We start from the raw sequence: 14,057 nt of genomic DNA on the forward strand, positions 1-14,057 counted from the left end.
CAGGTTCGGTTGCCGTGACCGCTCCGTCCGCCCCGTCCATCGCCGAGGAACTGCGCGGTGCCGGCCTCCGGGTGACGGCCGGACGCGTCGCGCTGCTCGACACCGTCCGCGCCGGCGACCACCTCGACGCCGAGACGATCGCCTCCGGCGTGCGCGACCGCGTCGGCCACATCTCGCTCCAGGCCGTCTACGAGGCGCTGCACGCGCTGACGGCGGCGGGCCTCGTGCGCCGGATCGAACCGGCGGGCGGCCCCGCCCGGTTCGAGGGGCGGGTCGGCGACAACCACCACCACCTGGTGTGCCGGAACTGCGGCGCGGTCAAGGACGTCGACTGCGTCGTCGGGGCCGCGCCCTGCCTCGACCCGTCCGACGACGAGGGCTACCTGGTCGACCAGGCCGACGTGACGTTCTGGGGCCTGTGCCCGAACTGCCGCCCGAAGACCCCCTGAACAGCGGAAACGTCCAGGCCGACCCGGAACCGGGCCGGCCTGGACGCCGCCGGGACGCTCAGGCGAGGTCGTAGCGGTCGAGGTTCATGACCTTGACCCACGCCGCGACGAAGTCCTGGACGAACTTCTCCTCGGCGTCGTCGCTCGCGTAGACCTCCGCGACCGCGCGCAGCTCGGAGTTCGAGCCGAACACCAGGTCGGCGCGGCTGCCGGTCCACCGGACCTTGCCCGAGGCGTCGCGGCCCTCGAAGGTCTCCGCCTCCTCCGACGTCGCCTTCCACACCGTGCCCATGTCGAGCAGGTTCACGAAGAAGTCGTTGGTCAGGGTGCCGGGACGGTCGGTGAGGACGCCCAGGGACGACTGCCCGTGGTTCACGCCGAGGACGCGCAGGCCGCCGAGCAGCACGGTCATCTGCGGCGGGCTCAGCGTGAGCAGGTTCGCCCGGTCGATCAGCAGGAACTCGCCCGGCAGCAGGTGGCCCTTCTTGAGGTAGTTGCGGAAGCCGTCGTGCGCCGGCTCCATCACCTCGAACGACTCCACGTCGGTCTGCTCCTGCGAGGCATCGGTGCGCCCGGGGGTGAAGGGCACCTCGATGTCGTGGCCGGCGTCCTTGGCCGCCCGCTCGACGCCCGCGGACCCGCCGAGGATGATCAGGTCGGCCAGCGAGATCCGCTTGCCGCCGGTCTGCTCGGCGTTCCAGGTCTCCTGCACCCGCTCCAGCGTCCGCAGCACCGTCGCCAGCTCGCTCGGGTTGTTGACCTCCCAGCTCCGCTGCGGTTCGAGCCGGATGCGCGCGCCGTTGGCGCCGCCGCGCTTGTCGGTGCCGCGGAAGGACGCGGCCGACGCCCACGCGGTGGCGACGAGCTGGGAGACCGACAGGCCGGAGTCCAGGAGCCGGGCCTTGAGCTCGGCGACGTCCTGCGGGCCGACGAGCTCGTGGTCCACGGCGGGGACGGGGTCCTGCCAGATCAGCGTCTCGGCGGGGACCTCCGGGCCGAGGTAGCGGGCGACCGGCCCCATGTCGCGGTGGGTGAGCTTGAACCAGGCGCGGGCGAACGCGTCCGCGAACTCCTCGGGGTTGTCCTTGAAGCGGCGCGAGATCGGCTCGTAGATCGGGTCGAAGCGCAGCGACAGGTCGGTCGTCAGCATCATCGGCTGCCGGTTCAGCGTGCCGTCCTCGGGGTCGGGGACGGTGTTGGCCCCGGCGCCGTCCTTCGGCCGCCACTGGTGCGCCCCGGCGGGGCTCTTGGTCAGCTCCCACTCGTAGCCGAAGAGGTTGTCCCAGAAGGTGTTGTCCCAGGTGGTGGGGGTGGCCGTCCAGGTGACCTCAAGGCCGCTGGTGTAGGAGTCGCGGCCCTTGCCGGTGCCGTGCGTGCCCTTCCAGCCGAGGCCCTGGTCCTCCAGCGGGGAGCCCTCGGGCTCGGGGCCGATGCTGTCGCCCGGGGCCGCGCCGTGCGCCTTGCCGAAGGTGTGGCCGCCGGCGATCAGCGCGACGGTCTCCTCGTCGTTCATCGCCATCCGGCCGAACGTCTCGCGGATGTCGCGCGCGGCGGCGAGCGGGTCGGGGTTGCCGTTCGGGCCCTCCGGGTTGACGTAGATGAGCCCCATCTGCACCGCCGCCAGGGGGTTCTCCAGCTCCCTGTCGCCGCTGTAGCGCTCGTCGTCCAGCCAGGTGGTCTCCGGGCCCCAGAAGACGTCCTCCTCCGCCTCCCAGGCGTCCTCGCGGCCGCCGGCGTAGCCGAAGGTCTTCAGGCCCATCGTCTCCAGCGCGACGTTGCCGGCGAGGATCATCAGGTCGGCCCACGAGATCTTCCGGCCGTACTTCTGCTTGACCGGCCACAGCACGCGGCGGGCCTTGTCGAGGCTCGCGTTGTCGGGCCAGCTGTTGAGGGGCGCGAAGCGCTGCTGGCCCGCCCCGGCGCCGCCGCGGCCGTCGCTGACGCGGTAGGTGCCCGCGCTGTGCCACGCCATCCGGATGATCAACGGGCCGTAGTGGCCGAAGTCGGCGGGCCACCACTCCTGCGAGTCGGTGAGGACGCGCGCGAGGTCCTGCTTCACGGCGTCCAGGTCGAGGCTGTTGAACGCCTCGGCGTAGTCGAAGTCCTCACCCAGCGGGTTGACCACCGAGGTGTTCTTGGCGAGGAGCTTCAGGTTGAGCCGCTCCGGCCACCAGCCCCGGTTGCCGCCGCCCTGGGTCGGGTGGGGCGCGCGCGTGTGCGCGACCGGACACCCGCCTCCGGCTTCGGCGGCCTTGTCGTTGGCGATGCTCTCGTTGTTCTCGGACATGGTTCCTCCAGGGCTAAGCAGTGCGCATCAGGAACTCTGGGCGGTGGCGCACCCGGGGCACAGGCCCCAGTAGATGACCTCGGCCTCGTCGATCGAGAAGCCGCTGTCGTCGGACGCGCTGAGACAGGGCGCCTCACCGACCGCGCAGTCGGCGTCGGCTATCTCACCGCAGGACCGGCAGACGACGTGGTGGTGGTTGTCGCCGACCCGTGACTCGTACCGGGCCACATGGCCGGACGGCTGGATGCGCCGCACCAGACCCGCCGCCGTGAGCGCGCGCAGCGAGTCGTACACCGCCTGGTGGGACACCGCCGGGAGATCGGCGCGCACGGCGCCGATGATCGAGTCGGTGTCGGCGTGCGGATGCGCGTGCACCGCGCTCAGCACCGCCAGGCGGGGACGGGTCACGCGCAGCGCGGCCCCGCGCAGCATCTGCCGGAAGTCCATGGGCGTCGCCACGCACCACAGACTCGCGCGCTTTCTTGAACGAGTCAAGATTGGAACGGCCATCTTTGCCCAGCCGTTGCCCGCGCTCGCGGCAGGACGGCGGACCGCCGCGGCCCGGGGGGTGCTCCGGACCGCGGCGGGGCTCTGACCTGCGACTCAGCGGGCAGCCGGGCAGAGGGCGTCCTCGACCAGCCGCATGGACGCCTTGTCCTGGGCGTCCTGGCCGTCGCCGCCGAGCCGGAACGTGGACACGGCGACGTTGGCGGCGCGGCGGCCGTCCGGGGTCACGCCCGACTCCGAGACCACGCCGAAGCTGGTGCCGCCGTGGAACCAGATCCCGCCGCCGCACCTCCCGGCGGGCCGCCACGCGATGCCCAGCCCGTACCGGACGCCGGGCGCGGGCACCCAGTCGGTGACCGCCACGGTCTGCTTCATCTGGGCGAGCTGCTCGGGCTTCAGCAGCCTCCCGCCCATCAGGGCGCGCAGGAACGTCCCGTGGTCGCGGGTGGTGCTGATGATCCCGCCGTCGGCCCCGGCGCCCATGCTGACGGAGGTGTCGGTGAGGTCCGTCCGCCCGGGGAAGCGGGTGTAGGCGGTGGCGCTCGGCTGCGGGACGTAGGAGGACCCGGCCGGCGTCATCGTGTGCCGCAGCCCGAGCGGCTCGATGATCCGGTCGTGGACCTCCTGCGCCCACGGGTGCCCGGTGGCCTTCTCGATGATCATCCCGGCGAGGACGTAGTTGGTGTTGGAGTAGCCCCAGCGGGTCTCCTCGGCGGGGTCGGCCGCGTCCGGCACCCACTGCGGGGCCACGGTCATCGCCGTCGCGACCTGGTCGCGCGGCGAGGACGGGCGGAACCGGTTCTCCCTGAACTTCTCGGGGGTCAGGCCGCTGCCGTCGCCCAGCTCGACGGCGACGTAGTCGTTCAGGCCGCTGGTCTGGCGCAGCAGGTTCTTCACGGTGATCCTGCGTCCGTCGTTCCCGTGGCCCGTGACGACTCCGGGGAGCCATTTCTCGACGGTGTCGGTGAGCTTGAGCCTGCCCTCGCCGACCAGTTGCAGCGCGACGGTCGAGGTGAAGGTCTTGGTGTCGCTGCCGATCCGGTAGTAGGAGTCCCACGGGACGGGCTGCCGGGTCTTCAGATCGGCGACCCCGGCGCGGGCGGTGCGGCTGTCGCGGTCGGTCCGCACCTCGGCGAGGACGCCGGTGGCCCCCGTCGCGTGGATGGCGTCCGCGTCCCGCTGGAGGTCGCCGGTGGATGGAGCGGCGGCGGACGGAGCGGCGGCGGACGCGGCGGCCGGGGCGAGCGCGGCCAGCAGCGCGCCCGCGGCCAGGGTCGCGGTGACGTGCCTGTTCATCGTCGCTCCTCGGGGTGGGCGCAGGTGCGGTCGGTGGCGGGCAGCGCGCCGGTCCGCAGGTAGGCGTTGACGGCGTCGTCCGCGCAGGGGACGGGGGTGAGGCCGTCCACGCCGCGCCCGTAGACGCCGTGCGAGCGCAGGTCCGCCGTGATCATCCGCGAGCCCCTCAGCCTGCGGTGCAGCGCGACGGCGCCCTCGTAGGGGACGTTGTTGTCGCGCGTGGCCTGGAGCAGGAGCAGCGGCACCCGGTTGTCGACCGCGACCCCGGGCTCGCGCGGCTTCGTCTTCCAGAACGGGCACGGGAAGATCGCGTTCGCGGTCGCCGCGAAGACCGGCTGGGTGGGCCGCGCCGCCTCGATGTTCCGCCAGTACCGCTCCGGTTCGGACGGCCAGCCCCCGGCGGGCCAGCCGCCGTCCCCGCAGAGGAACGCGTTGCCGCTGTTGAACAGGTTGTCGAGTTCGGGGCTCGGGTCGTTGAACAGGCCGAGCCAGCCGGCGAGTTCGGGGATCGGCGTCACCTGCCGCCCGGCGGCGGCGTCGGCCAGGTTCTGGACGCTCCGCGCGAGGACGTCGTTGTTCTCCTCCAGGCCGACCATCTGGCGCAGGAACAGCCCGAGCACGCTCGGGTGCAGCTTGTACTCGCCGAGGGTGAGCGGGCCCCTGTCGGTCTGGGCGCTGATGCGCTCGACGGTCGCCCTGACCTGCCGGGGCGTGCCGCCGAGCTTGTACTCGGCTGAGCGCTCGGCCGTCCAGGCCGCCCATTCGGACAGGCCCCGCTCCTGCGCGGGACCCGCGGCCTGGAAGTTCTCGTACTGCGTCTTCGCGGGGTCGGTGACGCTGTCGATCACGATGCGGTCGGCGTTCCGGGGGAACATCTGCGTGTACGCGGCGCCGAGGTCCGCGCCGTAGGAGATGCCGTAGTAGGACAGCTTGCGCTCACCGAGGACGGCGCGGATCAGGTCCATGTCGCGGGCGACGTTCCGGCTGGACGCGTGCGGGAGCAGGGCCGCGTTGTTCCCGTGCGCGTAGCAGCGCTCGGCGGTGTCCTTCGCGTTCCGCGCCGACGCCTCGAACGCCTCCCGCCGCGAGTGCGTGTCGGCGGGCTTCGGGCCGTTCCCGCAGTGGATCGGGGTGCTGCGGCCGACGAAGCGCGGGTCGAAGCCGATGAGGTCGTAGCGGTCCGCCGCGTCCTTCATCGCGGGGCGCATCAGCGCCGTGTACTCCAGCCCGGCCCCGCCGGGGCCGCCCGGGTTGGCGAGCAGGATTCCACGCCGGTGCGCGCGGTCCTTGGCCTTGATCCGCGATACGGCGATCTCGACGGACGGCCCGCCGGGCGCCGCGTAGTCGAGCGGCACCCGCACCTTCGCGCACTCCGCGCCCGCCTTGGTCAGCTCGGGCGCGTCGGACGGGCAGGCGCCCCAGTCCGGATGCTGCCCGAGGTAGCGCCCCAGGCCGGGCGCGGGCGGCCGGGACGCCGATATCGAGGCCGAGGCCGGCCCCGTCCAGCCGACGAGCCCGGCGACGCCGAGCGCCGTGACGGCCGTTGCGATGCGTGGGATGGTCATGCGTCCGATCCCACCGCCCGGACCACCGCGCCATCACTACGGCTGGCACCTGGCCCGGGGGTGGGGATAACCCGAACCCCTCACGCGCTCCCGGCCATTCCCGTCAGCGGGAGACGAGCGACTGGAAAGCGCCGCGGATGTCGGAGGTGGACGCGTCGACGTACATCTCGTCCGGCGGGGGCCCGCCGCTGAGGAAGCTCTGGTAGTGGATCCTCGACGGGCAGCTCGACCCGCCGATCTGGAGCTTCCGGTCGATCACGCGCTTTCCGGTCCGCAACTCATAGACCCGCACCGGCACCGCGATCTTCCGGAAGGTGACGTTGGTGATGCCCCCCGAGCCCGACTCGGGCTCATAAGGGCAGGTCTGGACGCGTTCCCCCATGCCCTTCTCCCCCACGCAGACCACCAGCGAGGCTTTGGCGGCGTCGCCGGTCTTCCAGGACCCGGGCAGTTTGCCGACGTATTCGGAGTCGCCGGTGAAATACGCCTTGCTGGCCCCCTTGCGGTAGCGGGGCGCGCCGCTGTATTTCACCGGGTCGGCGCAATATCCGGTCTCCAGGTCGGTGGCGTCGTCGGACTCCTCCAGCAGCCGGGTGACCTGTGCCAGCTCGATGGCGAGCGTGGCCTTTCTGACGCCCTCGCGCGCCTCGGCGGCCCGCGCGAAACCCGGATAGCGGTCGAGCAGGTTCTGGTACTGGATGCGCGCCGTCGCCCACTCCTTGGCCGACATGAGCTGGTCGCCGCATCCGATGAGCGCGGCGGGCGCCGTCCGCGCCACGGTCGCGGCGGACCGGTCGAGCGCGTCGTGGCTCGCGCGCCGCGCGCCGAGCCAGTCGGTGACCAGGACCGTGTCGCAGTGGTCCCTGGCGGGCAGGCCGCGCAGGAAGCCGTCCAGCACGACCTCGACCATCCGCCTGTGGCCGGGCTCATGGGCGAGCACGGACGCGAGGCCGTCGAACCCCCGCCGCAGCGCGCCGGTGTCGCCGGTCAGCGCGGTCGTCAGGTCGGCCTTGGCCCGCCCCAGTTCCCGGCACGCGCGGGCCGTCCGCTCGGCGTCGGCGGCGAGCGGGGAGTCGGCGAGCCGGTCGCCGAACCAGATGTCGCGCTCGGCGCGCAGCGCCTTGGCGCAGTCGCCGGTGCGGCGGGCGTCCGCGAGTGACCCGCCGATCGTGGCAGCGTCGTAGCGGAGGAGGCCCAGCGCCAGCAGCACCGGGAGCGTGGCCGCGAGCGCGACCGCGAGCTGCCCGCGCACCGCGCCCGCGCCGGACCATCCGGCCCACGCGTTCCGCCCGCCCGCCAGGAACCAGCCGTTCGCGACGAGGGCCGCCCACCACAGCAGCACGACGAGTTCGAACCACAGCGAATGGCCGGACTGGACGAGGATGTCGAGCAGGACCAGGGTGACGAACCCCGTGGCGACGGCGCGGCCGTACCGTCCGAGCATCAGGTAGCCGACGTTGAGTAAGGACGCGTTGGCGAGCGCGACGGCCAGCGGGTCGCGCGGCGGCCGGGGGCGGCGCGGGCGCATCGGCGGCGGCGGCATCGACGGGGGCGGCGGCGGAGAGGGAGGAGGGGGCGGGGGCGGTGGTGGCGTGCCCTGGCTTGGGGGATACATCGTCGTCCTTCGGCGCGAAACGGGCTGTCGGCGGACCGTCACCAATTGTTCGGCGGCGACGGCGGGACGGGTCCCGGGACGGCTTCTGGACGCGGATTTCCGCAGGTCAGCAACGCCGATAAGGGGACACCAGGGATGATCTCAACGTGGCGCATTAGGGACTGGCCGTTCCGACCGTTTTCAGCCGTCCGAACCAGCGGATCGCGACATCGGCGCAGGTGAACAGGGGATGACGATCGAGGGGACGAATAGGCCGGCGAAAGGGACATCGGCGGACGGACACCCTGATAGAGTCGTCGGGACGGTGGAATCTCAGCAATCCGTGCTTCCCCGATGAGGCGTTGTGCCAGCCTAGATCCGAGCTGTACCCATACGAGTACGTATTACTCAGTATCGTGATCTCCGCTGTCAACGCACTGAGGACGCCGATGCCTGACTTCTTCGAACCTGCCGCCGGCGCCGAGCACCAGGATGGTCGACGAACCGGCAGGTCCCAGACCCGTGCTAAGCGTCGCCATCGCAGTATACGCGCCTTTCATCTGTCCATTTCCGTCCTTCCCGCGGCCATTGTCGGCCTATTCGGGACGGCGGCCGTCGGCGTCCTGTACCGCGACGCGGACGTGGCCCGGCAGACCCGCCTGGTCCTCGCCCTGGCTGCCGGCGGCGCGGTGATCACCCTGGCGATCGCCGCGGTGGCGGCGGACGCGGCGACCCGCCGGGTGCTCCAGCAGCGCGCGCGTGCGCTCGCCCGGGAGCAGGAGGCGACGCGGCGCCGCCTCGGTGAGCTCGGGCTGCTGGTCAGCCGGGGCCGCCGCGACCTGCAGCGGCTGGCCGAGGGGCTGAGCGCCGGGGAGACGGCCATGCCCTACACCGAGGACCAGCCGCCCCCGGGCGACGCCGACCCCGTGATCGCGCTCGCGTACGAGGTGCGGCAGGCGCAGGGCGCCGCCTGGAACACCGTGCTCGGCGCGGCCACCCGCGAGCCCGACCGCGCCAACCAGCGCGTCGGCGTCTTCGTTAACCTCGCCCGGCGGATGCAGTCGCTGTCCCACCGGGCCATCCAGGGCCTCGACGAGCTGGAGAACCAGGTGGAGGATCCGGACCTCCTCAAAGGGCTGTTCAAGGTGGACCATCTCACCACCCGCACGCGCCGCCAGGCCGAGAGCCTCGCGGTGATCGGCGGCGCCGCGTCCCGCCGCCAGTGGACGCGGCCGGTCAGCGTCTTCGAGGTGCTGCGCTCGGCCATCGCCGAGGTGGAGCACTACAACCGCGTCAAGGTCGTGCCGCCCATCGAGGGCGAGCTGCACGGCGGCGCGGTCGCCGACGTCGTGCACCTGCTCGCCGAGCTGATCGAGAACGCCACCAAGTTCTCGCCGCCGAGCACGCAGGTGCACATCCGCGTCGAGACCGTCAGCGCGGGCCTCGCCATCGAGGTCGAGGACCGCGGCCTCGGCATCCCGCGCGGCGACCAGCGGCGGCTCAACGACCTGCTCGCCGACCACGAGCGCGCCGACACCGAGGAGCTGCTGAAGGACGGCCGGATCGGGCTGCTGGTCGTGTCCGCGCTCGCGCGCCGCCACAAGGTCCGCGTCCAGCTCCAGGGCAACGTCTACGGCGGCACGCAGGCCGTCGTCGTGGTGCCCAAGGAGCTGGACGGCCGGGGCCCGGAGGAGACCGGCCCGCAGGCGGGCGCGCGGCCCGAGCCGCAGGCCCCCGTCCAGGCGCAGGCCCCCGCTCAGGCCCCCGCCCACACCCCGGCGCAGCCGCAGGCCCCGGCGCAGCCCCAGCCCAGGCGGTCGGGCGCCCGTCACGCCGCGCCCCCGCAGCCCGTGCCCGAACCCGCGCCCGCAGCCGCCCCGGCCTCCGTACCGGCACCGGTCCCCGCTCCGGTCCCGGTCGCCGCGGCGGCGCCGGCCCAGCCGTCCACCCGGCCGAGCGCCCCGCCGGAGCAGCGCGACGTCCTCGGCGGCCACGTGCCCGCGGCGCCGCAGCAGCCCCCGGCCGCGAGCGCCGGTGAGCGGCCGCCCCTGCCGCGCCGCCAGGCCCAGACGCACATCGCGCCCGAGCTGGCCGAGCAGGTCGAGATGTCCGCGCCCGTGGACGACGAGCGGGAGATCGAGCACAACCCCGGGTTGATGGCCGCGTTCAAGCGGGGAGTCCGCAGCGCCGAGGAGACCGACGGCGCCCCGGACGGCTCCGGCGGCGCGAACTGACGAGACATGACTAACGAGAAGGAGCGTCCATTGAGTGCTGTCTCCCCGAACCAGGCGCAGGATCTCGCTTGGCTGCTGCGGGGGCTGGGCGAGGAGGTTCCGGTGATACGCGGGAGCGTGTTGCTGTCCTCCGACGGCATGTTGAAGGCATCCGACGGTTTCGACCGGGCGAGCGCGGAACACCTCGCCGCGCTCGCGTCGGGGTTGTTCTCCATCGCGCGGAGCACCGGCACCAAGTTCGACAACAGCAACGAGGTCCGGCAGGTGGTGGCGGAACTCCAGTCCAGCCAGCTCTTCATCTCCTGGGCCGGTTTCAACTCGGTGCTGGCGGTGCTGGCGCGGGGCGACGCCGATCCAGGCGTCGTCGGTTTCGAGATGGCCCGGTTGATCAGGGCCGTCCGGCCGTTCCTGCACACCGCGGCGCGCCCCCCGGCCGCCGCCGCCGATCCGCGCCGTCCGGCATGACGTCCGGCATGACGCCCGGTATGCCCCCCGGCGGTGACCCCGCCGACGACGAGGTCTGGCTCGACGACGCGGCCGGACGGCTCGTCCGGCCCTACACGGTGACGGCGGGCCGCACCCGCCCCTCCGTCGAGCTGGGCCTGCTCTCGCTGGTGGTGGCGGCCGAGCGGCCGCCGCCCGGCGTCGACCCCGAGTACGCGCGGGCCCTCGACCTGTGCCGTACGCCGACCTCCGTCGCGGAGGTCGCCGCGCAGTTACGGCTGCCCGTGGTGGTCACCAAGGTCGTCCTGTCCGACCTGCTGGATCGCCGGGCGATGACCACGCAGGCGACCCACATCGCCGCCGATCCGACCGACCGAGCCCTCTTGGAGAAGCTGCTCGATGGCCTACAACGAGCCTGAGGAACCCCCCACCCAGGTCAAGATCCTCGTCGCGGGCGGCTTCGGCGTCGGCAAGACGACGTTCGTCGGCGCGGTCAGCGAGATCGAGCCGCTGAGCACCGAGGAGCTGATCACCGCGGCCAGCGTCGGCGTCGACGACCTCGGCGGGGTGGAGCAGAAGTCCACCACGACGGTGGCGCTCGACTTCGGCCGGATCACGATCGAGCAGCACGGCATCGTGCTCTACCTCTTCGGGACGCCCGGCCAGCGGCGCTTCTGGTTCATGTGGAACGAGCTGTCCGCCGGAGCGCTCGGCGCGATCGTGCTCGCCGACACCCGCCGCCTCCAGGACTCCTTCGAGGCGGTCGACTTCTTCGAGAGCCGGGGCACCCGGTTCCTCGTCGCGGTCAACGAGTTCGACTCGGCGTTCCGCTACGGCGCCGACGAGGTGCGCTCCGCGCTCGGCCTCGACCCGGCGGTGCCGGTCGTGCCGTGCGACGCGCGGGACCGGCCGTCCGCCACCTCGGTGCTGCGCGAGCTGATCCTGCACCTCCTGGCCGCGGCGCCCGCCCCCGCTTCCCCCAACTGACGTTCCACCACTCAGGGAGAACCCCGTGACCCATGAGCCGCTCTACGACCCGCCCGGCCACCTCCTCACGCCCGTCGACCCCGAGGTCCCCCAGCGGGTCGCGCGGCTGCGCGAACTCGGCCTCGGGCAGGGGCCCGACAGCGAGTTCGACGCGCTCGCCCGCGACCTCGCCGAGACCGCGGGGCGGCTCGTCGGCTCCGAGCACCCGCCGTTCGCGATGGTGAACTTCGTGACCGACCGGCAGTACCTGAGCGGCCTGTACGCGCCGCCCGTCCCGGGGTCGGACGCGACGGGCGCGGTCGAGCTGGGCCGGGAGGTCCCGCTCGACCACGGGTACTGCCCGCACGTCGTGATGCGGCGCAAGGCCCTCGTCCTGGACGACGTGTGCGACTATCCGCGCTTCGCGGGCAACCCCGTGGTCGACCGGCTCGGCATCCGCACCTACGCGGGCGCCCCCCTCATCGACCACACTGGCACGGTCCTCGGAACGGTCTGCATCGTCGACCGCGACCCGAAGCCGTGGGGGCATCCCGGCCTGAACCTCATCAAGGAACGGGCGGCGGACCTGGTCGAGCTGATCCGCCGCCGCGAGGGCATCTGAGTTCCCGCCCGGGCCCAAGGTCAGGCTTCGGTGCTGACCGGGACGGAGCGCGAGAACAGCACCCCGGCCGCGGACGGCGCGGCCGCGGGTGCGCCGCCCGCGTCCGCGGCCATGTCCCCCGGCCCGTTGTCGAGCCCGTCCACGGGACGGATCACGCCCGCCGCCAGCAGCCCGAACTCGGTCTGGACGCAGGCGATGTCGGCCTTGAGGAACTCGACCGCCGCCCGGGACCGGACGGGGTCGGCGCCGGTCTCGGCGGTCCACCGCATGACCTGGCCCGCCGTGAACAGGTAGGCGATCGCGCGCCCGGCGAGCACGAGGTGCTCCTGCCGGAGCGGCTGGTCGAGGAAGCCGAGGTCGAGGCGGCAGGCGCGGACGGCGGAGGCGGTGGGCGGCCACTCGGCCAGGAACCGGCTGAGCGGGCGCCCGGCCGTCCGGGCGAGGCACCACTCGGTGAGCTGCTGGCTGAGCAGGTCGTTGGTGCCGTCGAAGATCGTGTAGACGCGGGCGTCGAGGAACGCCTGCGCGGAGATGTTGGTGGGGGACCCGCTGCGGTACCCCTCGCCGCCGACGAGCTGCTGGTAGTGGTGGGCGGCGCTCAGCATCCGCTCGGTGGCGACGGTCTTGATGGCGTGGACGGCCGGGAACGCGCCGAGCATGGCGCCCTTCATGTCCAGGTCGGTCTGGAGGTGGTGGTTGAGCGCGGCGCAGATCGCGTAGGACGCGTCGATCGCCGCCAGCCGGTACTGGACGAACCGGATCGCCGACTGCGGCGCCGGACCGATTCGGCGGCGCGCCGCGTAGGCGTGCGCCTCCCGGCTGACGCGGCGCAGGAACCCGGTGCCCATCGCCGCCATCATCGACCGCGAGGCCATCAGCATCTCCGCCATTGGGCGCAGCGACCCGCCGTCGGCGGCGATCCGCCGGTGCCGGGGGATCACCGCGTCGATCTCGTTCAACCCGTAGTCGATGATCTTCAGGCCGAGCGGCTCGTAGGTCTGGAGGGTGCGGAACCCCTCGCTGCGCTTGACGATGAAGTAGCCGTACTCGCGCCGACCGTGGTCGTCGTTCTTCGCGCTGACCAGCCACCACTGCGCGCTGAGGCTGAAGGCCTGCCAGTGCTTGCGGCCGCGGATCCGGTACCCGCCCGTCACCTCCTCGAAGGTGGTGGTCATCGCCGACATGGCCGAGCCGCAGCCGGGCTCGGTCGAGGCGAACCCGGCGATCATCGGGTCGCCGCCGGCGTAGTGCGGCAGCACCTCCTGGCGGGCCTCCTCACCGGCCCAGAGCACGATCGGACGCAGCGCGACCGCGCTGACGATCGTCACGTACATGCCGAGCGGAAGGTTCCATTCGGACAGGGTCTCCACGACCCGGCACATCTCGATATGGCTGTCGCGCCCGCCGAACTCCTTGGGCAATGTCGGGAGGAGCACTCCCGCCTTGGTCAGCAGGGTCCAGTCGTCGGCGGGCAGGTTCCGCTGGGGGTAGGTCGCGGAATCGAAGCGGGGCGCGACCGCCTCGATCCCGGCGATGAACTCGTTCGTCGACAGAGGGAGTAGATCATGCAACATGGTGTCCGCTCTCACGGGTCGGCCTGTCAGTGCGTGGGGAAGCGTCAGGTACCGGCAATCAAGAGCTCGTCCGATTCACTGTGCTAAGGCAGACTACGAAGCACCTCCCGAATCGTCCAATCTTGGACATCGTCATGGTTAATCGTCCCGGTCGCCACCCGCAAGGGACATCTCGCTTACCGCGGCCGGTCCGAAAAACCGTTTCACCTGCTGCGACCTGCGCGTTCTCGCGGCACGGCCGGGGCTTTCCGGGCCAGGGCCGGGAACCGCGACGATCACAGTACCACCGCGATTTGCCACCCTGACACTAAAAGTAGAGAGATTCCAGGCCGGTAGTCAGATCACCGGCATGCTCCGCCAAGGCTGCGCGGGCCCCGGCAGATGGCGGCAAGCCCGCCTTGGACGGCGTTTTCAGGGGCCCTTCAATCGCCCTCGAAATATGCTCTGACCTGCACAGACATAGCGTTGCCGGGCACAGTGAACACACCTGCCGCCGACCCGCGAGCCGTTGGCGTGCAC

12 protein-coding genes are annotated in these 14,057 nt (G+C 72.3%); 6 read left to right on the plus strand and 6 right to left on the minus strand.

Annotated elements, in window-relative coordinates:
• Positions 1-14: 14 nt before the first annotated feature.
• Positions 15-449, plus strand: a complete 435-nt coding sequence (locus tag KLI87_RS00295) for a Fur family transcriptional regulator (protein WP_214615390.1) — start codon at positions 15-17, stop codon at positions 447-449.
• 58 nt (positions 450-507) lie between these two features.
• On the opposite strand, the gene katG is transcribed toward KLI87_RS00295, so the two are convergent.
• The 5 genes from katG to KLI87_RS00320 form a co-directional block, all read right to left on the minus strand.
• Complete coding sequence (gene katG, locus KLI87_RS00300; protein WP_156217476.1) at positions 508-2,736, minus strand: catalase/peroxidase HPI; 2,229 nt, start codon at positions 2,734-2,736, stop codon at positions 508-510.
• Between the two features lie 27 nt (positions 2,737-2,763).
• Entirely contained in the window at positions 2,764-3,195 is a 432-nt protein-coding gene (locus tag KLI87_RS00305) for a Fur family transcriptional regulator (protein WP_308165789.1), read from the minus strand.
• Positions 3,196-3,339: 144 nt separating this feature from the next.
• A complete protein-coding gene (locus tag KLI87_RS00310) occupies positions 3,340-4,539 on the minus strand; it encodes a serine hydrolase (RefSeq protein WP_214615391.1) in 1,200 nt (399 codons plus the stop codon).
• Entirely contained in the window at positions 4,536-6,104 is a 1,569-nt protein-coding gene (locus KLI87_RS00315; protein ID WP_214615392.1) for an alpha/beta hydrolase, read from the minus strand. Before KLI87_RS00315 ends, KLI87_RS00310 begins: the two co-directional genes overlap by 4 nt.
• A gap of 103 nt (positions 6,105-6,207) precedes the next feature.
• On the minus strand, positions 6,208-7,647 hold the full coding sequence (locus tag KLI87_RS00320; RefSeq protein ID WP_214615393.1) for a hypothetical protein: 1,440 nt from the start codon (positions 7,645-7,647) through the stop codon (positions 6,208-6,210).
• 692 nt (positions 7,648-8,339) lie between these two features.
• Between KLI87_RS00320 and KLI87_RS00325 the strand changes: the two genes are divergently transcribed.
• Genes KLI87_RS00325 through KLI87_RS00345 form a run of 5 tightly spaced genes read left to right on the plus strand, consistent with a single transcriptional unit; the run spans position 8,340 to position 11,964 of the window.
• A complete protein-coding gene (locus KLI87_RS00325; protein WP_214615394.1) occupies positions 8,340-9,932 on the plus strand; it encodes a sensor histidine kinase KdpD in 1,593 nt (530 codons plus the stop codon).
• A gap of 30 nt (positions 9,933-9,962) precedes the next feature.
• A complete protein-coding gene (locus KLI87_RS00330) occupies positions 9,963-10,397 on the plus strand; it encodes a roadblock/LC7 domain-containing protein (protein WP_242883750.1) in 435 nt (144 codons plus the stop codon).
• Positions 10,398-10,405: 8 nt separating this feature from the next.
• Entirely contained in the window at positions 10,406-10,795 is a 390-nt protein-coding gene (locus tag KLI87_RS00335; RefSeq protein ID WP_246249895.1) for a DUF742 domain-containing protein, read from the plus strand.
• Positions 10,776-11,363, plus strand: a complete 588-nt coding sequence (locus tag KLI87_RS00340; RefSeq protein WP_156217468.1) for an ATP/GTP-binding protein — start codon at positions 10,776-10,778, stop codon at positions 11,361-11,363. Before KLI87_RS00335 ends, KLI87_RS00340 begins: the two co-directional genes overlap by 20 nt.
• Positions 11,364-11,388: 25 nt before the next feature.
• Complete coding sequence (locus KLI87_RS00345; protein WP_214615395.1) at positions 11,389-11,964, plus strand: GAF domain-containing protein; 576 nt, start codon at positions 11,389-11,391, stop codon at positions 11,962-11,964.
• Positions 11,965-11,984: 20 nt separating this feature from the next.
• Here the strand turns inward: KLI87_RS00345 and KLI87_RS00350 are convergent, their stop codons facing one another.
• The gene (locus KLI87_RS00350; protein ID WP_156217467.1) at positions 11,985-13,538 is read right to left on the minus strand and encodes an acyl-CoA dehydrogenase family protein; all 1,554 of its coding nucleotides are present in this window, start codon (positions 13,536-13,538) and stop codon (positions 11,985-11,987) included.
• Positions 13,539-14,057 lie beyond the last annotated feature (519 nt).

The sequence above is a fragment of the Actinomadura sp. NEAU-AAG7 genome, assembly GCF_018603865.1.
GTDB classification, from domain to species: Bacteria; Actinomycetota; Actinomycetes; order Streptosporangiales; family Streptosporangiaceae; genus Spirillospora; species Spirillospora litoris.